Annotated in this window: 20 protein-coding genes and 2 tRNA genes; 6 read left to right on the plus strand and 16 right to left on the minus strand. The window is 25.6% G+C overall.

What is annotated here, in order from left to right:
- Nucleotides 1-158: 158 nt before the first annotated feature.
- The gene (locus BABL1_RS04920; protein ID WP_023793070.1) at nt 159-1,136 is read left to right on the plus strand and encodes an SPFH domain-containing protein; all 978 of its coding nucleotides are present in this window, start codon (nt 159-161) and stop codon (nt 1,134-1,136) included.
- Nucleotides 1,137-1,164: 28 nt separating this feature from the next.
- Nucleotides 1,165-1,440, plus strand: a complete 276-nt coding sequence (locus BABL1_RS04925; protein ID WP_023793072.1) for a DUF1653 domain-containing protein — start codon at nt 1,165-1,167, stop codon at nt 1,438-1,440.
- 25 nt (nt 1,441-1,465) lie between these two features.
- Here the strand turns inward: BABL1_RS04925 and BABL1_RS04930 are convergent, their stop codons facing one another.
- Nucleotides 1,466-2,125: an aspartate/glutamate racemase family protein gene (locus BABL1_RS04930; protein WP_023793074.1), complete on the minus strand. Its 660-nt coding sequence runs from the start codon at nt 2,123-2,125 to the stop codon at nt 1,466-1,468.
- Nucleotides 2,126-2,367: 242 nt separating this feature from the next.
- Between BABL1_RS04930 and BABL1_RS04935 the strand changes: the two genes are divergently transcribed.
- The gene (locus BABL1_RS04935; protein ID WP_023793075.1) at nt 2,368-3,525 is read left to right on the plus strand and encodes an ankyrin repeat domain-containing protein; all 1,158 of its coding nucleotides are present in this window, start codon (nt 2,368-2,370) and stop codon (nt 3,523-3,525) included.
- A 46-nt stretch (nt 3,526-3,571) separates the two neighbouring features.
- Here BABL1_RS04935 and BABL1_RS04940 read toward each other — a convergent pair whose 3' ends face one another.
- From BABL1_RS04940 to BABL1_RS04995, 12 genes are all read right to left on the minus strand, one after another.
- On the minus strand, nt 3,572-4,735 hold the full coding sequence (locus BABL1_RS04940) for a GspE/PulE family protein (protein WP_023793077.1): 1,164 nt from the start codon (nt 4,733-4,735) through the stop codon (nt 3,572-3,574).
- Nucleotides 4,732-5,088: an FUN14 domain-containing protein gene (locus BABL1_RS04945; protein ID WP_023793078.1), complete on the minus strand. Its 357-nt coding sequence runs from the start codon at nt 5,086-5,088 to the stop codon at nt 4,732-4,734. The genes BABL1_RS04940 and BABL1_RS04945 overlap by 4 nt, the downstream gene beginning before the upstream one ends.
- Nucleotides 5,089-5,186: 98 nt before the next feature.
- A complete protein-coding gene (locus BABL1_RS04950) occupies nt 5,187-5,459 on the minus strand; it encodes an HU family DNA-binding protein (RefSeq protein ID WP_023793080.1) in 273 nt (90 codons plus the stop codon).
- Nucleotides 5,460-5,588: 129 nt separating this feature from the next.
- Nucleotides 5,589-5,675, minus strand: a tRNA-Leu gene (locus BABL1_RS04955).
- A gap of 32 nt (nt 5,676-5,707) precedes the next feature.
- Nucleotides 5,708-5,781, minus strand: a tRNA-Cys gene (locus BABL1_RS04960).
- Entirely contained in the window at nt 5,782-6,318 is a 537-nt protein-coding gene (locus tag BABL1_RS05360; RefSeq protein WP_146617313.1) for a rhodanese-like domain-containing protein, read from the minus strand.
- Between the two features lie 104 nt (nt 6,319-6,422).
- The gene (gene lepB / locus BABL1_RS04970; RefSeq protein ID WP_023793083.1) at nt 6,423-7,304 is read right to left on the minus strand and encodes a signal peptidase I; all 882 of its coding nucleotides are present in this window, start codon (nt 7,302-7,304) and stop codon (nt 6,423-6,425) included.
- Between the two features lie 39 nt (nt 7,305-7,343).
- Nucleotides 7,344-9,626 (minus strand): BatD family protein, encoded by a 2,283-nt coding sequence (locus tag BABL1_RS04975; protein ID WP_044601196.1) that lies wholly within the window; start codon nt 9,624-9,626, stop codon nt 7,344-7,346.
- Nucleotides 9,604-10,692 carry a tetratricopeptide repeat protein gene (locus BABL1_RS05365; protein WP_023793087.1) on the minus strand — a complete coding sequence of 363 codons (1,089 nt, stop codon included), beginning with the start codon at nt 10,690-10,692 and terminating at the stop codon, nt 9,604-9,606. The genes BABL1_RS04975 and BABL1_RS05365 overlap by 23 nt, the downstream gene beginning before the upstream one ends.
- Nucleotides 10,665-11,660: a VWA domain-containing protein gene (locus tag BABL1_RS04985; protein WP_023793088.1), complete on the minus strand. Its 996-nt coding sequence runs from the start codon at nt 11,658-11,660 to the stop codon at nt 10,665-10,667. The genes BABL1_RS05365 and BABL1_RS04985 overlap by 28 nt, the downstream gene beginning before the upstream one ends.
- A 23-nt stretch (nt 11,661-11,683) precedes the next feature.
- Entirely contained in the window at nt 11,684-12,658 is a 975-nt protein-coding gene (locus tag BABL1_RS04990; RefSeq protein ID WP_023793090.1) for a VWA domain-containing protein, read from the minus strand.
- Between the two features lie 2 nt (nt 12,659-12,660).
- The gene (locus BABL1_RS04995; protein ID WP_023793091.1) at nt 12,661-13,386 is read right to left on the minus strand and encodes a lysophospholipid acyltransferase family protein; all 726 of its coding nucleotides are present in this window, start codon (nt 13,384-13,386) and stop codon (nt 12,661-12,663) included.
- Nucleotides 13,387-13,660: 274 nt separating this feature from the next.
- Here BABL1_RS04995 and BABL1_RS05000 point away from each other — a divergent pair, with 274 nt between their 5' ends.
- Nucleotides 13,661-14,794: a hypothetical protein gene (locus BABL1_RS05000; protein WP_023793094.1), complete on the plus strand. Its 1,134-nt coding sequence runs from the start codon at nt 13,661-13,663 to the stop codon at nt 14,792-14,794.
- A 340-nt stretch (nt 14,795-15,134) separates the two neighbouring features.
- Here BABL1_RS05000 and BABL1_RS05005 read toward each other — a convergent pair whose 3' ends face one another.
- From BABL1_RS05005 to BABL1_RS05015, 3 genes are all read right to left on the minus strand, one after another.
- Nucleotides 15,135-16,310 (minus strand): ankyrin repeat domain-containing protein, encoded by a 1,176-nt coding sequence (locus BABL1_RS05005; RefSeq protein WP_023793095.1) that lies wholly within the window; start codon nt 16,308-16,310, stop codon nt 15,135-15,137.
- A gap of 7 nt (nt 16,311-16,317) precedes the next feature.
- Nucleotides 16,318-16,872, minus strand: coding sequence for a hypothetical protein (locus BABL1_RS05010; protein ID WP_044601197.1), 555 nt, complete (start codon nt 16,870-16,872; stop codon nt 16,318-16,320).
- Between the two features lie 132 nt (nt 16,873-17,004).
- Nucleotides 17,005-17,778: a hypothetical protein gene (locus BABL1_RS05015; RefSeq protein ID WP_023793098.1), complete on the minus strand. Its 774-nt coding sequence runs from the start codon at nt 17,776-17,778 to the stop codon at nt 17,005-17,007.
- A gap of 231 nt (nt 17,779-18,009) precedes the next feature.
- Here BABL1_RS05015 and BABL1_RS05020 point away from each other — a divergent pair, with 231 nt between their 5' ends.
- Both BABL1_RS05020 and BABL1_RS05370 read left to right on the plus strand, forming a co-directional pair.
- Entirely contained in the window at nt 18,010-19,884 is a 1,875-nt protein-coding gene (locus tag BABL1_RS05020; protein WP_023793100.1) for an ATP-binding cassette domain-containing protein, read from the plus strand.
- 58 nt (nt 19,885-19,942) lie between these two features.
- Nucleotides 19,943-21,088, plus strand: coding sequence for an ankyrin repeat domain-containing protein (locus BABL1_RS05370; RefSeq protein ID WP_023793101.1), 1,146 nt, complete (start codon nt 19,943-19,945; stop codon nt 21,086-21,088).

A 21,088-nucleotide genomic window follows, 5' to 3' on the forward strand; every position in this document is an offset into this window, starting at 1 on the left:
AAGGGTTCGGTAGATAAATTATTAAGAATTATACTCAAATTTGTAAATTTTGTTAATTTAGTAGAAACTAATAGCTAATATAGCTGTTATACTTTATCTACTACCTTAATAGCCATAGATTTTATTTTATCACATTACATTAATTTTGGAGAATCTTTATGATTTCATACTTTTTTATTGCATTTTTGGCTATTGCAATAGTACTTATAAACTTTTTAATCAAGTCAGTTTATGTAGTTAAACAATCAGAAGCTATAGTAATCGAGAGATTAGGAAAGTTTTCTAGAGTGTTAGCTCCAGGGATTCACTTTACTATACCATTTTTAGAAAAACCTAGAAATGTATTATGGACTTATTTAACTTCTGATAAAAAATATAACAGATTTATCAGATCTACTTATAGAATAGATTTGCGTGAAAGTGTTGATGATTTTCCAAAGCAAAATGTTATTACTAAAGATAATGTTAATATGGAAATAAATGCACTTTTATATTATCAGATTATCGATCCTAGAGCTGCTGTTTATGAAGTTGTTAATGTAACTGAAGCTATTGAAAAGTTAACACAAACAACTTTACGTAATGTTATTGGCTCTATGGAACTTGATGAAACTTTAATTTCAAGAGATGCTATTAATACTAAGTTAACTCTTATTTTAGATGCAGCAACTGATAAATGGGGTGTAAAAGTCAATCGTGTTGAGCTTCAAGAAGTTAATCCACCTGCTGAAATCAGACATGCAATGGAGAAGCAAATGAAAGCAGAACGTGATAGACGTGCAATTATTATAGAATCAGAAGGTAAAAAAAGTGCATCGATTTTACAAGCTGAAGGTGAAAGAGCCGCAAATATTTTAAAAGCAAAAGGTATTGCTGAATCCTTAGTTATTAATGCTGACGCTGAAGCTACATCTCGTTTGAAGATCGTAGAATCTGAAGCTCAAGCTATTGAAATGATTAAGAAAGCATCTGATGAGAAAGATCCTTTGACCTATTTGGCTACTATTCAATATATAAAAGCTATTGGTAGTATAATGGATGGTAAAGATAACAAATTTGTTGTAGTACCTTATGAAGCTGCTGGATTAACAGGTAGTTTATCCGTGATTAAAAAATTGTTTGAAGAACAAAAATAGTATTTATCAAACATTAGAGAGATAATCTATGAATAAACGTATTGTCAAAGAAGGTCAAATATATAGACATTATAAGGGCAATTTGTATCAAGTAGTTAAGATTGCTTATAATACTGAAGCTGATTGGGTAGAGCAAAATAACAAAGTTGATGATTCTGTTAAAATGGTTATTTATAAACCAGTTTCTTCAAATCATAAGTATGCTTATATTGTAAAAGATATATGGTGGGTTAGGCCTTATAGTTTATTTATAGCAAATGTTTTTTTTGATGGAAAAGAGCAACCTAGATTTGTTGAAGTTTAAAATTTAATTATAATAAATCCTCATTTTAAGATGAGGATTTTAATAATTTGTTAGCTAATATATCTAATGGATCAGTGATAAACTCATATTTTTCATTATATTTTGAATATAGTACTGATAATTCAGTACATCCAAGAATTATAGACTCTATACTTGAATATTTACTAGAAAATATAATTTCTTTTAATTTATTATAATCACTATAAGTATAATTATTTTTTAAAATTAAATTAATAAGACTATCTATAAAGATTTGTTCTTGCTTTTCTGGATATATGATTTCAATATTTTGATTTTGATATAATTGAAATTTTACACTATAAGAAGTTCCTAAAAATAATGCTTTTTTTATACTATTTTCTTTTAAATTATCTATAGTGCAATTAATCATATTAATTAATTTATTATGTTGAGGTATTAAAGCATGTAGTGTATTACAAGCTAATGCTATTATATCTACATTATTTTTTTCTAATTTATTAAGTGCTTCTTTTAATTGTTCTCTTAAGAGCTCTTCTTTTAATGTAGAATTTATAGCAAAGTAAAAAGGATAATTTAATAAATGAATCTCGGGAAAATCATGATCATTGTATTTACCTTCTGATTGTAATTTTCTTATAATCATATTAAATAATAAGGAGCCAGCTTCTGGTCCAGCTCCTCCTATTATTCCTATTTTTTTCATTATATAGTTTCCTAATTAGACTTTGAGTTATCATTTTTCTTAAGAAATAATAATTCAAATATATGTACTATAGATTATATTAATATAAATATTATTATTTATGATATTTTATAATTATAAAATTTGCAAATGTTTGTATTTTGGTTACTATTTATAAGCTCTTATTGACAATGTCTATTTGAAATAATTATAATATAACTATATTATAATTGGCTTATCTATTAATATTTGGAATATTTATAATGAGAAGTTTAATAAATAGACTTTTAACTATTTTTTTAATCATTTACATTTTAAGTTTAAACTCTATGCATGGAGAGAAGTTTCCTAATGAATTGAAATTTTATATCTTTGAGTTTTTTTATAATAATAAAGATTTTAGAGATTTTGTTATTAATTTAAATAATTTAGTAAATTTGTCACATGTTAATAGAAATTTAAGAAATATTATTTTAAAAAGGGAAAATTCTTATATTCCCTATGCTGTAAATCAGTTTGTAAAAAACAATAAGGATAATCCTAATTTGTTTGAGAACCTAATTCAAGGAATTAACTTGTTAAATTTGCCTAATATAAGAGATATTGTTTTAGCAAGTATAAAGCATTCAATTGAATTAAATAATATTGATATAAGTAATAAATATTATTCTACATCTAATAACCATACTCTATTAGTAAGATATATCTTAGATAAAAATATACCATACATACGATCTCTTTTTTTACTTTTAAATACTCTTGAAAAGAGAGATTTGATTAAAGACGATCGTATAAATCTATTTTTATCAAATATTAATAGATCTGTTGTTGTTACACCTTTAATTTATGCTTGTTACACTCAAAATAAAGAATTAGTAAAAATATTGCTTGAAAATGAAGTGGATGTTAATGAAACGGATGAAAATGGTAATACGGCTTTGTTTTATAGTTCTCTTATAGTAAACCTTGATCTAGAAATAATTAATTTACTTTTAAATTATGGTGCAAATGTTAATATACAAAATAAAGTAGGCTATACTGCTTTAATGGATGCAGTAGAAGCTAATAATTTAGATCTTATTAGACTTTTGTTAGCTCATAGAGCTAATCCAGATTTAAAAGAATATGAAGTTGGAGAAACTGCATTATTCATTGCAGTTGAAGATGAATCATTAGAAGCCGTAAAGATATTGATTTTAGAAGGTAAAGCTAATATTAATTTACAAGATGAGATAGGAAATACTGCTTTAATGAATGCTATTAATAATGATAATAATAATATGGTAGAATTTTTGCTTGAAAATGGAGCTGATGTTAGTATAAGAAATGAAAATGATGAAGATGCATTAGATTTGGCTCGAGAAAATGATAATCAAGAAGTATTAAATATGTTAGAATGGATCTCTTCTACGAATTTGTAGAAATTTATGGTTTAAATTTTAGCATGTTTAGCTTGATAAAAGCGCATTATGATAAGATGCGAGCTATTTCATATATGTCAGTAATACCAGCTTCTATTTTTTGTTTTATATCTAATCTAAATGGAATTAGACTTTCCTGATGAGCTTGTTTATAAATTTCTTGAGCAAGAGGATTTTTTGTAATAAGTTGTTTTAACTCAGGAGTTATAAATAGTAGTTCAAATATACCTATTCTGCCTTTATAACCTATGTTTATACAATTTGCGCATCCTGATTTAAAATAGGCATTATCGATATTAATATTTAACTTTTTGATTATATCTTTTTCATCTTGAGTTAATTGACGTTGATATTTGCAACTATTACATAGTTTTCTAATAAGTCTTTGAGCAAGAACTCCAGTTAAGGCAGAGTTAATCAAAAATGGTTCGATTTTCATATCAAGTAAGCGCATTACCGCTTGAACAGAATCATTAGTATGTAATGTACTTAGAACCAAATGACCGGTAAGTGCTGCTTGTATTGCTACTTGAGCAGTTGCTTTATCTCTAATTTCTCCTACCATTATTATATCAGGATCTTGCCGTAAAAGAGCTTTAATCCCTGTTTCAAATGTAAAACCGATTTCTGTATATATATTCGATTGATTAATTCCTGGGATATAGTATTCTACAGGATCTTCTAATGTACAGATATTTTTTTCGTTTTTATTAATAAGATTTATCATACTATGTAAGGTAGTTGTTTTACCAGATCCTGTAGGGCCTGTTACTAAAAAAAATCCACTTGATAATTGTGCTATATTTTTGACTTCATTTATTATATGACAAGAAAGTCCCAGTGCATTGATATCAAGATGCTTATTAAATTTATCTAATAATCTAATTACGATTTTCTCTCCATTAATACATGGGAAGGTAGATACTCTTAAATCAATATGATCTTGAAGAGTTTTAAATAAGATTTTTCCATCTTGAGGAATTCTGTATTCTGCTACATTCAGTTGAGCAAGTATCTTTATTCTTGATATAACTCTTGATGAAAATTCTTCTGGTATTAACGTTTGATTATAAAGTATGCCATCTATTCTAAATCTTACTCTTAACTCTTGATTTTGAGGTTCTAAATGTATATCTGATGCTGATGATTCTATTGCTTGCAAGATTAACTGTTCTACTATATCAATTGCTGTATTGATATTAATGTTCATGCAAGTTCCAATGCTAAATAGAATCCTAAACCTGATGCTATACATTGAGATACATGATTTTGCATCCACAGTGTTATTTGATTAGTAATATCTGCAAGCTGAGTATTGACTGGGAGACCTATAATATTATTTATATAATTATAGTTAATTGTAATAATATCCAAATGCTCTAATCCCCATAAACTTAATAGTGTAATTATTGTTAAACTTATTATATATTTGCTTGTATGCTTAAATAAAAAACCTATAATAAAGCCGCTTAACAAGTAACTTAATATCTCTACAGTCCAGACGGTAGATAAGTTATTAAATTGTTGCTTAATGTTATTGAACAAATTATTAGATAAATACATTTATTGAATCCTCTATTATTATTTTTTTTACTATTAAGTACCATTAAAATAAAAAGCGCTTAACATATGTTAAGCGCTTTTTATTACAAAATCAATATTTATACAACTGACTCTCTTATTGCTTTTCCAGCTCTAAATTTAACTACTTTTTTTGCTGGAATTTGCATTTTTTTACCTGTTGAAGGATTTACGCCTGTACGGCTTTTTCTCTTCATGGTTGTGAATGTTCCAAATCCTGTTAGTACTACATGTTTGCCAGTTTTTAAAGCTTGTCCTACAGATTTTATAAATGACTCTAGTGCTTTTTTACATGTTGCTTTAGGCATTTTAGATAATTTGGACATTTGTTCTACTAATTTTGCTTTATTCATAAATTTCCTTTTAATATTTGCTATTCTTTAAATCAATACAGCAAACAAAACTAACACTTAACAAATTTAATAGTTTTTATTAATAATTTCTAGATTTAATTTAATTTATTAGCAAAGCTATTGTAAATATGGTGCCGAGAGCCGGACTTGAACCGGCACGAGCAAGTTGCTCGAAGGATTTTAAGTCCTTTGCGTCTACCATTTCGCCACCTCGGCAAAAATATACTTATTTAGATTAAATTAATATTTGGAGGCGGCACCCGGATTCGAACCGGGGATCAAGGTTTTGCAGACCCATGCCTTACCACTTGGCTATGCCGCCTTACTTATTTGCACTGATTTTTAGTAATTTACTTAAATCCTGTGCATTAATTATCTGAATTTCATTACTATTTAAGTCAGAGTCCATTTTTTCAATAGGTCTTTTTAAGAACTTAGTAGTTGCAGGACCTTCAAAAGGATAATCTTTTGGATCCTTTAATGATAATTGATACCATTCTTGAATTCCTCCTCTATAAATGAGGACATTTTTAAAACCTAAATTTTTAAGAACTTTAGCAACTCTATCACTTTCTGTGCAAGCATAATCAGTACAGTATACAATAGTTTTAAAATCTTTATTTAAGTTTTTAACTTTATTTTCAATTTCATTAAATGCTAAGTTAATAGAACCTTTAATTCTTGCATCGTTAAACAGATTTTGGTCATTTACATTTATTAAATATAGCTTTTTGTAAAACTGCTCTTTATCAGATTTATTAATCTCTGAATGATTTGCTCTCCACATACATTTTGAGAGAGACATTAGGCAGAAACCTAAAACTATAAACCAAATATAATTTGCTAAATTCTTATTCATTTACTGTTTTTCAACTGTTTTAAATTGTTTTATCAACTTCTAATGTAGAATGTATCATAAAATCATACAAATGCAACTATTTTGTTAAAAAAAATTTTTATCGATTATTTAATCCATTGCAAACAGCGTGACCATCTTATCTTTTTCCAAAAATCTATAGGATTTTTTAATAGATCTAATATTAGCCATGGCTCATCTGTATCCATTGACCATATTCTAAATACTATTCTTCCGTGGATAAGTTCTCCATTAAGAGGTCCCCAATCGGATGAATCATAACTGCCTCTTCTATTATCACCTCTGACAAAGTATTGATTTTCTCCTAATTTATACTCAAATATGTCTTTTGCTTTTTCATTAGGAGTATTAGGCATTCTTATAATTGGTTTGTTGGTTCTTATATCGATGACTATTTTATCTGGATCTATTTTATAGAATATTTGCTTATCCCATGGTAAAGTTGGGTCATAAGATTTAAATTGATGATTTATAACTTGTGTATGAACGCCTGCGCTTAATGTTATAGGTTTTATGTAAGTCATAATTATAGGATATTTGTTTACATAAGCAGTTTCGTCAAGTCTTTGACTGTTTAAATAGATAACCGGATGACCATCTTCGATAGTTCCTTTAATATGATCTCCTGGTATTGCAATTACTCTCTTTGTCCAGGAAGAAATATTAGGTGATAGATACTTTTCATATAATCTTTTAACTGGATTATTTGAGTAAGGATATACTGGATCATTAAGAGATATAATTTCACCTCTTTTTGGTTTTCTGAACCAATAAGATAATTTATCTGCAAAAAATCTTTCACCAACTAAAAATGTAGTTTCCATGGATTCGCTAGGAACTTGATATAAACCAAATATAAATGTTCGAATAGCAAAAGCAATAGGAAGTACGATAAATACTATTTCTACTACCAATTTTACAAAGCTATTTTGGTACCATTTGCCAAAAATTTTTTCCATTATTTTCATATCGACCTTTCTTTTTTTACATCTTATTTTCTAATTAATTTAATTAATTAATTTTAGATTTTGAGATTTGATCCAACCTTTATTTGGTTTTGCATCAATATAATACCATTTTGAATCATAAAAGTCTTGTTCTTTTAATATTTCTACACAGTTTAATATTTCTATACTATCTTTAACTGGATATTTTTCATCAGGACCAATATAAATATTAGTATTTTGATTTTTAACTATAGCTTTTAATTTTGATTTTTCTTGAGAAATTACAGCAATAGATAAACCGGTTATAGTTAATAAAATAAAACTAATCGATTTTATAACAAAATATTTTTTTTGTTTAAATATAGTTAATATAAGAGTTGTCCAAAATATCAAAAATATAATTTGCCATGCTATTAATGGTATATAAAATGGTACGGTATTTTTTATTTGTTCTAAATGGTTTTTATATATTGGCCTAGTAACTATACCAGATTCTTCTTTTATTTTGTTAATAATATTTTTGATTCTAATTTTATCTTTTAAGGTAGCATATTTTTCTGCTTTATATAATTTTACTAATGTTTCTATATTATTTTCCATGTTATTTTTATCTATAGATATTAAGTAAGAGTTAAAAAATAAAAGCAATATACAGTACTTTATAGAATTGAATTTATTATTTGCTTTGATTGATATTATAAAATCTTTTGTTTTTTGATATATATCTTTATTAGATTTTATACTCAAATAGTTATAAGTAGTATAACTTAATAATTCTTTTGTTAATTCTTTATATTCATGTATTATATTTTTATCGATATCATACTTTGACAAAATATCTAAAATTTCTTCTGAAGTTAAATCTTTATCTTCTTTTAAAATATAAGTAGTGATAGCACTTTTTAATATTGGATATAGATGATTTGGAAGTTGTTTTTTTTCAGCATTATTTACTTTTCTAATTGCGCTATTTAAAATTGAGTTTTTAAAAAATTTGTATTGTATATTTTTTTTATAGTATTTGCTTAATAAGGATCTGTTGATAGTAGATAACCAGCTTATAGGTAATATTAATAGAGAAATAAATACCAACCATGGTAATTGTAAATTTTGATGATTTTGATTTATTATTTTTTCTATATATTCTTCAAAATTTTTTTCTATATCGTTTTCATTTTCTACTTTTTCTTGTAGTCCTAAATCTTGAGTTTCCATTTTATTATGTTTAATGTTCTTAACAGGATTAACTTTAATTTCTAAGACATTAGATTTTAATATTTTTATTAATTTTTTTTCTGGTTCCCAATAATAAAATTTTTGAGTAGGAATTTTTATAATACCGTCTTTTAAAGGTTGAATTATGTATTCAAATTTTTTAGTTTCTTGATTGTTTTTTTTGATAATAGATGTTTTAGGTTCGAAAATCTTTATATTAGAAGGTAATACTAAATTCAATTTATCAAGTCTGTCAAAATCTGTTTGACCGGTTATTGATATAGTCATTATTATAGCCTCTTCTTGATTAACTATGTTTTTATCTATTTCTATTATAAATTGGCTAAATTTACCAACAGCTTGAACCTTTTTGGGTAGCTCTTTGACTTGGATTTCTATCTCTTGAGTGTTAAATTTTTCTTCTATACATTGCTTGAACTGGAAAAAGTTATTTTGGGAAATATAGGCTCTATTAAGTACTACGAAAAAATTGTTCAAATTTATAGGACCACTTTTTTGAGGAACAATATAGCCATAATTTTCAATTACTTGATATGTTTTTTTATCTTTTTCATCTTTATATATTTTTATATCATTAAGAAGTTCTATTTTTATATCATCTCTTTTTATAGCTTCTATACGGTTAAATTCTCGATTAGGATCTTCTTTATAAGTAGTTTTTATTGTAACAGGTATTTTTTGTCCGACAAATATTTCTGGTTTATCTAAGTTTAATAGAACTTCACTTTTGACCTTAGGGTCTTTTACAACTATTGTAAAAATCTTATTAGGTTTATTTTTATGGCTTTCTATTTCTAAATTATATTGACCAGGTTTATTAGCTTTTAATTTATAAAATTTATTAAACATAGGGTCTGAGTTATTTATAAAAGAGGTACTTATACTTTGTGAAAGAACATGAAATTGTTCAAGGCCTTTTATGTTTTTAGTGCTATATGAATGTTGAATTAATATGCCAAAAGGTTCTTCAGCTATTACTTTTTCTATTTTATTGCCACCAATATCAGTCAGTTGTATTTTAACTGATAAAATAAAATTTGATATAGAGAAAAGCAAAAATATAATATAAAATTTATATAATTTTTTACCAGTTTTTATCATTTTCATCATGTTCAAAATTATTGTTAAATTGAGTTGTTTCATTCTTAATTAAATATTTAAATACTTCAGAATCATCATTTTCAATTTTCTTAAGTTCATTTATTTGCCATTGATCTAGTTTTTTTTCTAATTCTTGTGCTGCAGATTCTAATTTATTTAAAGCTTTTTCTTCATTTTGATTATTACTTTCAGTTTTAGATCTTTTTTCTACACCTTCTTTTTCTTGTTCTTTTTGCTTATTACTTTTCTTATTTTGAGGTTTATTATCACTTTTTTTGTTATCTAAATTGCTTTTTTGTTTATCTTGTTTATCTTGTTTATCTTGTTTATCTTGTTTATCTTGTTTATCTTGTTTATCTTGTTTATCTTGTTTATCTTGTTTATCTTGTTTATCTTGTTTATCTTGTTTATCTTGTTTATCTTGTTTATCTTGTTTATCTTGTTTATCTTGTTTATCTTGTTTATCGTCGTTATTATTGCTATTACTATTATTTTGATCTTTTGTACCTTGATCTTCTGAATTATTTTTCTGATTATCTTGGTCTTCTTTTTTATCTTGGTTTTGTTCTTGGTTATTCTTATCTTGATTCTCTTGCTTTTGATCGTTATTTTGTTCTTGCTTTTCTTGTTCTAATAATTTTTTAGCTTCTTCAAGACGTTTTCTAGCAATTTCATTGTTGGGATTAATTTTAAGCACATTTTCATAAGCATAGATTGCTTTTTGATAATCTTTTAATTTAAAATTAGATTCACCTAAATCAAAATATGCTTGTTCTTTTTCTTGATTTTTTGATGTAATTTGTGCTGCTTTTTCAAATAGACCGGCTGCTTTTTTATAATCACCTTCTTTATAAAAAATTTTACCTAGATTGTATAAAGCAATAGATTCTTCAGGATACTTTTCTATGGCCTTTTGATATAAGTTTTTTGCAGTATCTATATCGTTGTTTTTATAAGCTTTAGCCGCTCGCCAAGTGTCAAATGATATAGCAAATGTTGAGTTGTTTGTTAAATTTAATAGAATAAGTATATTAATTAATATACTTATATTAACCATTCTAATAATAAACATATAAAACCACCTAAAGCAAAATAATGATATTTTTCTTGTAATGAAGTTATCGATTTATCTTCAAATTTTTCTTTTTCAAACTTAGCTATTTTTTGAACTATTAAATCTATATCTTTATTATTATCTGTAGATTTAATATATTGTGCACCAGTTTCTTTTGACAGATCTTGTAGAACATTTTCTTCTAATTTTGATATAACTATTTGGTTTTGCTTGTCTCTTTGGTAATCTTTTATTTTACCATTGTTAAATATAGGAATAGGAGCGCCTGTTTGTGTTCCTATTCCTATTGTGAATATCTTAAGGCCTACTTCTTGCGATTTTAATTTTAAATCTGATAAATTTTGAGAGAAATCTTCTCCGTCGGTAAATATTAAAAGTAATTTATTTTTTTTACCTTCTATATTACTAAAAAGTTCTATAGCTTTTCTTATTGGAGCATCTAAAGCAGTTGTTCCTGTAGAAATAGTTTCTGTATCTATCGTATCTATAAAATTATAGATAGCACAAATATCGTTTGTCAAAGGGCATTGAAAAAAAGCTTCTCCTGAAAAAACTATTAAACCAATTCTTTCAGAATCTAACTTATTAATTAAATTTTTGATCTTGTTTTTTGCAAATTCTAATCTGTTGGGTTTACAATCTTGAGCTAACATGCTTCTTGAAATATCAAGAGCAACTAAAAGGTCCCTACCTTCTTGCTTTATGATATCTTTGGCTTCCGACCATTGTGGTCTTAATAATGCTCCGGAAATCATTAGGATACTTAAGCCTAATAAAATAGATTTAATTATCCTTTTGCTTAAGGAAAAGTTAATAAGAAATTTTCTTATATATTTAGATCCAGCAAGTATATTAGCTATATTTTTGATCCAAATCATTTGTTTTGATATTAATATAGTTCCAAAGATAAATAAAGGCAGAACTAATTTTAAGTTATTTGTCTCTGACCATAATATATTTATCATGTTTTACCTCTATAAGATTAATATTAATTAAGAGAAGGCCAAACTAAAGTTGATAGTAAAATTTCTAAACCTATTAAAGCAAATGTAATCCATAATAGCAACATAAAGTACTCAAAATATTTAGAATAAATAGGGGTTTGATATTCTGTTTTTTCCAATTGATCTATCTCATTATAGATATTTTCCAGTTCTTTAGGTTCTTTTGCTAAAAAAGAACTTCCTCCTGTATTTGAAGCTATATTGTTTAAAAGTCTAGTATTGATTGGTGGAGTTATTCTGTGACCAAAGAAAGTAAAGATATCAAAAGGCTTATCATCACCAATACCTATTGTGTATATTTTGATTCCTAGTTTTCTTGCAAGTTCGATTGCTTTTTCTGGTCTTTCGTCATTTGAGGTAGGGTCTCCATCGGTTAATAAGATAATAATTTTGCTTTTTGCATTAGAGTATTTTAATCTGTTGATTGCAGTCAAAAGACCTTTTGAAAGAACAGTTCCTTCAAAATTTATTTGTCCTATAGCTGTATCAAGAATTATATTTTTTAAAAATTTTTTATCTTGAGTCAAAGGACATCTTGAAACTGCTACATTTGCAAATAATACTAGTCCTATTGAGTCATTTTCTCTTTTTTCGATAAATTTAATGGCTTCTTCTTTGGCAACATCAAATCTAGTTTTTGAGTTATTTTCATATAGATTGGTCATACTACCTGAAACATCCATTGCTAGCATTATATCTATTCCATTAACCGGTACTTTAGATCTAGTATCCGGTTTTCTTAATCTGCATGCACCTATTACCAAAATTAATAAAGAGAATAATCTTAGTAAAAAAAGTATTATTTCATGCCATTTTTTATTATTTGTATTTTGAATGGGTTTTGTAGCAGTATAAATATATACTGGTTTTTTATGATAGAGCAACCTCCAAATGCTTGATAAAAATACTATTGGTATTCCTGTGTATAAGATATATGGATATAATATTTCGATATTCATTTTTACTTACCTTCTAATTGTTCCTCAAACCAATTATGTACTCTTTTGGTAAAATCTTTAGGAGTTTCATTAGATTCCATGAACATAGGCTTTCCTACTATTGCTTTAATTTCATGATAATACATTAAAAAACTAAAAGGAGGATAAATTTTTGCATTATTGACTAAATATACTGGTATTACAGGATAGTTAGTTTTTTGAGTAATAACTGCAAAGCCTTCAAAGAATCTATGTATTTTACCGTCTGTAAATCTTCCACCTTCTGGAAATATAACAAGATTTTGAGGGGAGTCAAGTAATTTTCTTATTGCTTTTATTAAAGATTTGGCACTTTGTAATTTGCTTTGTTGATTAACGGCTATAAATAGTTTTTTGATAAAGAATCCTAATATCAATTTGTTTTGATAGTATTCAAGCACCAACCATAAGTGAGGTTGTCCTTGGCTTAATATTCCTACAAGAGGTATATCTAAAGCTGATTGATGATTAGCAACGAATATAACGGCTTTGTTTTTTAATAAGTTTTCTTTTCCAATGATTTTTATAGGCATTAAAAAACAACGTAAAATTGCTTCATAAAATAAATATAATAAGAAGAAGAATAGTTTTGTAGGACGTATTTTTTCAGGTAAAATTAATATTATTATAGCAATAGGCAAAAAAATTGCTGCTGTGATTAATCCTAAAAAATAAGATAATAAGGTTCTCAGAATAATAAGTATTTGCATAAATTATTGGCTTTCCATTAAATTTTAATTTTATTGCTAAACTATATTATAGGGAAATTAAATATCAAGAGATAATATTTAGCGCGAATTCAATATAATTATTAAATTAATAATGTTGATAAGGCTTCTGAATCATTTCTTGCTATTGCTGTTTATATTGTGCCTCCTATGACTTAAATTCATTTTTGTAATTAGCGGCGTTTGACGCTTTAAAGAAGTTATATTATTATTAAATTGTATAATAATATTTGTCAATTTAATATTCGAGGTTATAATGATATATAAAATTCAAAAAAACAAAATACTGAATTTTTTGTTAATTTCTATAGTATTCTTTGCTAAATTATCTTTTTCTATGTCCAATGATAAAGTAGAAAAAAGACATATTGCTAATTCTATGACTTTAGTTGAAAGATGTGCGCGTTATATTATTGATAATGATATACCGATTGATTCTGGGTTTGAAATTACTCAGGATTTAGAAGAATACTTAATAAAGATAAACGAAATAGAGTCAAGAAGAATGCCAGAAAGGCTTAAAGCTTTATTTTTAAGTATAGTTGACTTTCATTCTCTTGAAACTATAACAAAAGCTTTAAGTGTATTGGATAGAATAGATGGTTGTTTATCTCAAGAAGAATCAGATTTCTTAAAAAACTCTGTATCATGTAATCAAATATTATTTAAGCAGGATCCTTGTTTTATGATCTTATCTCTTGCTTTGACGGCAGGTCCAGAATTTTTTAAAAAAGAGTTAGAAGATTTAATAGAGCGTTATAAGAACATAATAGATTTAAATGAAAATGATTTGGAGGCTAGATATATATTGCAGTTGGCTTATATTTACAACCATGCTAATGAGGAAGCTATTAATTTATTAAGAAGTACTATTAATAATGATAAGGTTGATAAAAGTAATATATTGTACTGTATGATGTCAATTTTATTAGATTCTTATAAATCTAATAAAATTGATTTTGCCAAAGTAAGACAAGTATTAGATTTTGATAATTGTTTGGATATATTTGATTGTTTTCCATACTTTATAATAGAAAGTCGGGAATTATTAACTTCATATGAAAAAGAAAGATTGCAAAATGTAGTAAAATTAAAAGAAAATGCCTTAGAGTGTAAAAGTAATAGATTCAGATTTATTCAAGATTATATCTCCTTACTTTATCTTTACTATTCGATAGATAATAAAGAGAAAATAGAGCAAATTCTAAAAAAATTTTATGATCAATGGCCAAATTTAGATTTATCTACTAAAAATACGATTTTAAGATTTCTTAAGACAGTTCATTATGAATCAGAACTATTAGAAGAAGAACAACAACAAAATGACCTTCTTCTAGAATTAATGCTCGATGTTCGACAAAAATTATATAATGCTAATTCCAATATTTAACGTAAGCTTGATGAGAAAATACCAGAAATAGAATATTGCTTTAATCTTCTATTTGCTAAGTCCCTATTGTACTAGTTATAATAGGGACTTATGCTTTCTCACTAAAAACTTTTCAATCTATTATTTCTTTGATTTTTTTTATGACTAGATTGTTTAATTTGTTCAAATTTTCTTCTATTAATTAAGTTTTTTGGTAATAAAAAGCTTATAGATACTTACTATAACTTTACCTAAAACTTGTTTAGTTTTTGAGGTTTCTTTAAGTTTTTTAATTGAATGATAGAAAACTTCCATTTTAATCTTGGAGATTAAGTTACGTTTTGTTATATTCTTTAATTTATTAAACTATATCAAGAGATTCTATTTCTAAATTATCTTGTTCGGTTTTCTTATTTATTATATCTATTATGTTTTGATTTTTATAGCGATATGCTATATGTGTAATATTGTTTTGGTTTTGATTAATTAAAGTTAAATCAGGATTGCGTTCCATGAGATATTTAATAACTTCTTCATTATTATTTTCAATAGCATACATTAAAGCTGTGTAACCAAATTTATTTTGAGTATTAATATTAGGATAATGTTTTAAAATCAATTTGATTATTTCTAGATTATCATTTTTTACTGCCAAAATTAAAGCAGTATTACCATCTATATCTTGAAGTTCAACATTAGGATATTTTTCCAAAATAATCTTAGTTATTTCTATATTGTTTTTATCAATAGCATACATCAATGGAGTAAAATTATTGAAATAATAACGAATTGAATCAAGATTATCAATATCCTTTAGCAATAATTTAACTATTTCGGTAGAGTTATCCTCTAATGCTTCTTTTAAGGCAGTGTTTATCTCTTCTGTAGATTTCAGACTAATGTTATATGGAAGAAGTATCTTTATTAGTCTTAGATTTTTATTTTTTACAGCAATAATTAGAGCAGTTTCTAGATGCCACTCGTTTGGATAGCTAACGTTGGCATTGTATTTGAGGAGTACTTTTACTAAATTAAGGTATCCATATTCTGCTGATAATGTTAAAGCACTCTTTACTTGTCCAAAACTTTCAATTTCTAAATTGGGATTAGCTCCTGCTATGACATATCTAATTGCTTGATTTTGATAAAGATTATGATCTTTTCCTAATTCTAAGTGTTTTTCTAATTTTTTATTTAGTTCTTCTTTAGATAATTGACTTTCTTCAAAAGCAAAATGTTTTTTTAAATGATCAGGAGATTTATATTTTTCTGCTAGTTTTTTAATATCTTGCGATATCCTATTATATTGTTTATTTACTATATGTATATTATTGACAAACTTAGATATTTTACAAAATGTTAAAAATATGTTGTGTTTGTTTTTTGATATTATATCCTCTAGAGTATCTGTTACTATTTTTAATAATATTTCATCTGGCAGTTCAAATTCTTTTAGTTCTTTTTGCATAGAATAAGAGAAATTAGAATTCAAAATTGATAATATTGATATACTTATAATTATAATTAATTTTTTCATTCGATATCTATGTATTTGTATCAAGTATGCATATTGCTACTATCATATTATGATTTTGACATTTAGTTATAAGATATTGAGCAAGTTTTATTGTTAATTCTTGAATGTCTTCATCATACTTGCATAAAATATTCTGAAGTATCTGAAGGATATTTTCATTGATTTCATTTACTGTGATTTTATTTTGCTTTAATTCAACAAAAAAATTATCAACTACTTTTTTTAATATTGATAATTTCATGCTTTTGGGTAAACCGCTAAAAGGGAAAGTGCTTTTTATTCTTGTTAAGTTTCTTTTATTATTTTTTTTAGCATTATATAAAGCCCCTCTGAAATTGTTACTAACTAATGAAATTGATTTCATAAGATTAGAAAGGTCATTATAAGCATAAAATATAGAATAGTTTTCTTTAATAGTTTCCTTAATGGCGATATCTAAAACTTTAGTCTGAATCTCTGCTGGAATTATGTTCCATATAGATTCTTCTTTGTGCATTCCGATGATGCTGCTAGCGATATTAAGCATTAATAATATGCTCAATAATTTTATTATAATTTTCATTTTAAATCTTTCGTTTTAATATGCTTATTATTGTGATATATAAAGTTTATTATACAATTGAAATTAAAATTGTCAAATAGTTTAATGATGCTTAATTTAAAATAAATGTAACTGTTTAGTAATTAGTAGATACTATTCTGTATAGTAAATGTTAAATTTAGTGTGAATTTGATTTACATAAAAATTAGTCATAAAAATTAAGTAAAATGGAATAGTAATTAAAAATAATATTAAATAAAAGATTAACGAAGCGGCTGTTTGAGGTAATAAGTAATAGAGTGTTTTTTCAATAGCTATATTTGTTACTTTAAATATATTATAAGCAATAAAACAGAAAGGATAATTATAAATAAACATCTTAAATGCTCTATAGACAGAGCTAAAATATGATTTTAATTCTTTTTTTGAGTCCATAAGAAAAAGCACAAAAAACACTAAAAGAGGAGAAATCATATAAATAGCTGGGTTAAAGTATGAGTTTACAAATAAATTGTTTATCAATAGAACATTTTTATTAAAACTATTTATAATTTTAAAAATAGAGTTATCCCAAAATTTTGAGCTTAATAAATATATCAGACTAGTTGTTAATACAAATGGAAAGGTTTTGTAATGCGTTTTTAAATAGTAACTAGAGTTTTTAAAATCTATAGATGGTCTTGCATAAATTAATATATCTGCCAATAGAATAGCACTTATTATTAACGAAGCTGTACTAAAATAATTATTTCGAAAATATACTAAGATAATTAAGCAAATTGGCGGTATGATTAATCTGTAACTTACATGCTTGATTATATCTTTTATAGCATTTAGTGTTAAGAGTAAATTTGTTTTTAAATTTTCTGGCAAAAATGTTTTTAAGCTATCTAGCCAAGAATATGTTAAGGTTTTTAAAAATTTCATAAATTTTTCCATTTCAGTATCTTAATTAATATTAAGTTATTTACATATAATTGAAGTATTTGATAATATTATATAACGGACTAGATTTAAATATCAATTAAGTTATAATTCTGTAATGCTCTTGCAGCACTTTAAGATTTTAAAAATAAGCGCTAATTCAGCGTATTAATCTTAATATATTTATCATATTCAATGGACTCCAAAGATCAATAGTTATTCAGAGGTATATTTATGCATAAAATTTTTAAAAGTTTAACAGAAAAGTATTATGAATTTTGGCTTTCATTTATTAATCTCAAAAATAAGACCAAGATTTTACCCATAGATTTCAGAGACAAATGGACTAAAATAGTTTTTTATCAAAAGTATTATTTAGTTATAGTTTTAGCAATTAGTATGTGTGTAAATATTTTTAATACTTTATTTGCTATGATTATAGGATGGGTTATAGAACAAGCAGATATTTTTTATTTTTTTGTTTTTCTGATATCTTGGGCAATTTCGATATTGCTAGAATTTATTGCTTTTTATTATGCATCTATTTTAGAAATACAATGTACTAATAGTATACAATATAATGCTTTTCGGTTCTTTTTAACTGTAGATCCTGTATTTCATACTAAAAAAGAAAGTGGTAAAATATTTGCAAAAATTTCAAGAGCAGGCCGTGCTTATGAAGATCTCTTTGATATAATTTTTTATGATTTAGCCCCTACAATTATTAATATTACCACCGTTGTTATATCTTTCTTTTTTATAAGTTATAAATTAGGTATGTCTGCTTTTTTACTTTTATTACTTATATCACTGATTAATATATTAATGGTACTGTTTTATGCAATTGCGTTTGAAAATAATTTAATAAAAGCAGATGATAAAGTTAAAGTAATCAGTGTAGAAAGTTTAAATCAAGTTCAATTAATTAGAGCTTATTTTGCAAGTAATTCGATTGCTCAAAAAGCTAAACATGCTATACATTCACTTATGTATAAGGTAGGAAGTTCATGGTTGGCTATAGCTGCTATTATTTCTTTTACTAGAATGCTATATTTAGCAAGTATAGGATTTTTAGGGGTTTATATTTTAAAAAGTATAAAATTAGGAATATTATCAAAAACAATTGGATTAACTTTGATGATTACTTACTTAAGAGGAACTTCTGAAGTTATAAGAATAGGTAGACGTATAGGTAAATTATCAAAAGCTATTATTCAAATAAAAGATCTATTTTCTTTTATCAATAATTTTGGTCAACAGACTTATCCAGTTTTAACTTCTGAATTTTTTCCTAAGACCGATATTAAGTCAGAATTAGATCAAGCAAAATCATTAAGTACAATTAAATTAGAAGTTAAGAATTTACATTTTGATTATAATAACAAAGTTACGATATTTGAAAATCATAATCTGTTTTTAGAAGTAGATAAAAACCAAAAAGATAAACTTTATGGTATTATTGGTCCTTCTGGAATGGGTAAGACAACTCTAATTTCTATTTTAGGAGGACAACTTAAACCTGTTGCTAGTACTATTACTGTAAATGGTATATCTATTTATGATATTGATGATCAGGCAAGACAGAACTTAATCGCAATACAAGGACAAGCGGCAAGTGGTTTGAGTGGTACTCTTAAGAAAAATCTTATTTTGGGATTACCTGAAGAAGTATATACAGATGATTATATAATTCATATATTAAAAGAAGTTGGTATTTGGTCGATATTTGAAGAAAAAGAAGGTTTAATTACTCAAGTGGGCGAAGGTGGCTTAACTCTCTCTGGTGGTCAAAGGCAAAGATTAAATTTTGCGAGTTTATACTTAAGAGCTCAATATTATAAGCCATTATTAATCTTGATAGATGAACCTACAAGTAGCTTAGATGAAGTTAGTGAATTAGCGATTACAAATATGATTAATAAGTTAGCACAAGAATCTTTAACTTTAGTTATTGCTCATAGACTTAAGACGTTAAAAGACGCGGTAGGCATATTAGATTTTTCTTTAATCTATGAAAAAGACATAAGATTTTATCAAATCTCAGAGCTAAAAGAAAAGTCTAGTTATTTTAGAAATTTGCTTAATGAGCCTGTTGATTTAGTAAAATAGCTAACTATAAATATTTTGACCAAATTATTAAAATTATAAATTTATATCGAAAGGCATAATGAAATACAAGGTTTGCTTACTAAGCTTTTTAACGGTAAATATGTTTACAGCAATATATTGCATGGTTCTAGATCAGAAGGCTGATTCTTATTTATTTAAAAATGAACTTAATTTAACTTTATTTCATATTTTAGATAAATCACCAGAACTAATCTCTAAAGAAAATTTAAAAGTTGCTATTGAATTAATAGACCAAGGAGCAGATATTAACCTAAGAAATAGAGAAGGAAATACTGTTTTATTATTATCTGTTTATAAAGGTTATGAAAGTATAGTTAAAATTTTGATTAAAAATAATGCTGATTTAGATATTAAAAATAATTTAGGTCAAACTGCCCAAGAGATCGCTGTAGCTAAAATTCATAATTTGTCTGATAAAGATCAAAAAGAGATTTATTTTAATATAAATTCTTTATTAATTAATGCTATTATTATTGCTGATCAAAAGCTTAAAAAAGATGTTGATCAAAGAGCGGAAGAAAAGTCAGCTATAGAAAATTTTGATAAAGAGTTAATTGTTCTATTTTTTCAAGAGAGTCTACGAGGATTTGTTAACAGTTATAGTGACATATTTGCTCTTTATCAAGATAGTTTTGAGAAAGATTGGCAGCAAGAATTGATGAATATACGTTGTGTATGTAAAAAGTTCAATTCAGTAATTCAAGAATATATTAAAAGTTTAGAATCTTTAAATAAGGTCAAAAAAGAAAGATTTGAATATCTTCGGGATATGATCAGATCACAAAATAAACTTAATCAAGAGGAGCTTAATTTAGGTTTAGTTAAGATATTAGAAAAACTAGAGGCAACATCTAATTCTTCTCAACAAATTTCTCAAGCAGATCTAAAAGAAGCTGTTAGATTAATAATTTCAGGTGCTGATATTAAAATATCCAATAAGTATGGAAATTGTGGTAATGCTACTTTAATATATGCTACTCAAAGTGGGTATAAAGAGATAGTGAAAACTCTAATTAAACTTAATATAAATCTTGAAAATTATATTAAAGACAATGATAGTGAAACAGAAATTTTGATTAAGAAAGAAACTTTAACTATGGCTAGGACGGTTCTATTAAAATGTTACGATGAATTAAGTTTATCTCCAGAGATATTCTACGAATGGGATCAACTCTCTCTTTAG

It is taken from the genome of Candidatus Babela massiliensis, assembly GCF_000513475.1.
Classification (GTDB): Bacteria; Babelota; Babeliae; order Babelales; family Babelaceae; genus Babela; species Babela massiliensis.

What these genes read in the sequence shown, in the direction of transcription:
- BABL1_RS05020 (WP_023793100.1), top strand. Translation starts at nt 18,010, where the DNA reads ATGCATAAAATTTTTAAAAGTTTAACAGAAAAGTATTATGAATTTTGG.
- BABL1_RS04925 (WP_023793072.1), top strand. Translation starts at nt 1,165, where the DNA reads ATGAATAAACGTATTGTCAAAGAAGGTCAAATATATAGACATTATAAG.
- BABL1_RS04985 (WP_023793088.1), bottom strand. Translation starts at nt 11,660, where the DNA reads ATGATAAATATATTATGGTCAGAGACAAATAACTTAAAATTAGTTCTG.
- BABL1_RS04920 (WP_023793070.1), top strand. Translation starts at nt 159, where the DNA reads ATGATTTCATACTTTTTTATTGCATTTTTGGCTATTGCAATAGTACTT.
- BABL1_RS05010 (WP_044601197.1), bottom strand. Translation starts at nt 16,872, where the DNA reads ATGAAAATTATAATAAAATTATTGAGCATATTATTAATGCTTAATATC.
- BABL1_RS05015 (WP_023793098.1), bottom strand. Translation starts at nt 17,778, where the DNA reads ATGAAATTTTTAAAAACCTTAACATATTCTTGGCTAGATAGCTTAAAA.
- BABL1_RS05370 (WP_023793101.1), top strand. Translation starts at nt 19,943, where the DNA reads ATGAAATACAAGGTTTGCTTACTAAGCTTTTTAACGGTAAATATGTTT.
- BABL1_RS04945 (WP_023793078.1), bottom strand. Translation starts at nt 5,088, where the DNA reads ATGTATTTATCTAATAATTTGTTCAATAACATTAAGCAACAATTTAAT.
- BABL1_RS04990 (WP_023793090.1), bottom strand. Translation starts at nt 12,658, where the DNA reads ATGAATATCGAAATATTATATCCATATATCTTATACACAGGAATACCA.
- BABL1_RS05360 (WP_146617313.1), bottom strand. Translation starts at nt 6,318, where the DNA reads ATGAATAAGAATTTAGCAAATTATATTTGGTTTATAGTTTTAGGTTTC.
- BABL1_RS04995 (WP_023793091.1), bottom strand. Translation starts at nt 13,386, where the DNA reads ATGCAAATACTTATTATTCTGAGAACCTTATTATCTTATTTTTTAGGA.
- BABL1_RS04930 (WP_023793074.1), bottom strand. Translation starts at nt 2,125, where the DNA reads ATGAAAAAAATAGGAATAATAGGAGGAGCTGGACCAGAAGCTGGCTCC.
- BABL1_RS04975 (WP_044601196.1), bottom strand. Translation starts at nt 9,626, where the DNA reads ATGAAAATGATAAAAACTGGTAAAAAATTATATAAATTTTATATTATA.
- lepB (WP_023793083.1), bottom strand. Translation starts at nt 7,304, where the DNA reads ATGAAAATAATGGAAAAAATTTTTGGCAAATGGTACCAAAATAGCTTT.
- BABL1_RS04950 (WP_023793080.1), bottom strand. Translation starts at nt 5,459, where the DNA reads ATGAATAAAGCAAAATTAGTAGAACAAATGTCCAAATTATCTAAAATG.
- BABL1_RS05005 (WP_023793095.1), bottom strand. Translation starts at nt 16,310, where the DNA reads ATGAAAAAATTAATTATAATTATAAGTATATCAATATTATCAATTTTG.
- BABL1_RS05000 (WP_023793094.1), top strand. Translation starts at nt 13,661, where the DNA reads ATGATATATAAAATTCAAAAAAACAAAATACTGAATTTTTTGTTAATT.
- BABL1_RS05365 (WP_023793087.1), bottom strand. Translation starts at nt 10,692, where the DNA reads ATGTTTATTATTAGAATGGTTAATATAAGTATATTAATTAATATACTT.
- BABL1_RS04935 (WP_023793075.1), top strand. Translation starts at nt 2,368, where the DNA reads ATGAGAAGTTTAATAAATAGACTTTTAACTATTTTTTTAATCATTTAC.
- BABL1_RS04940 (WP_023793077.1), bottom strand. Translation starts at nt 4,735, where the DNA reads ATGAACATTAATATCAATACAGCAATTGATATAGTAGAACAGTTAATC.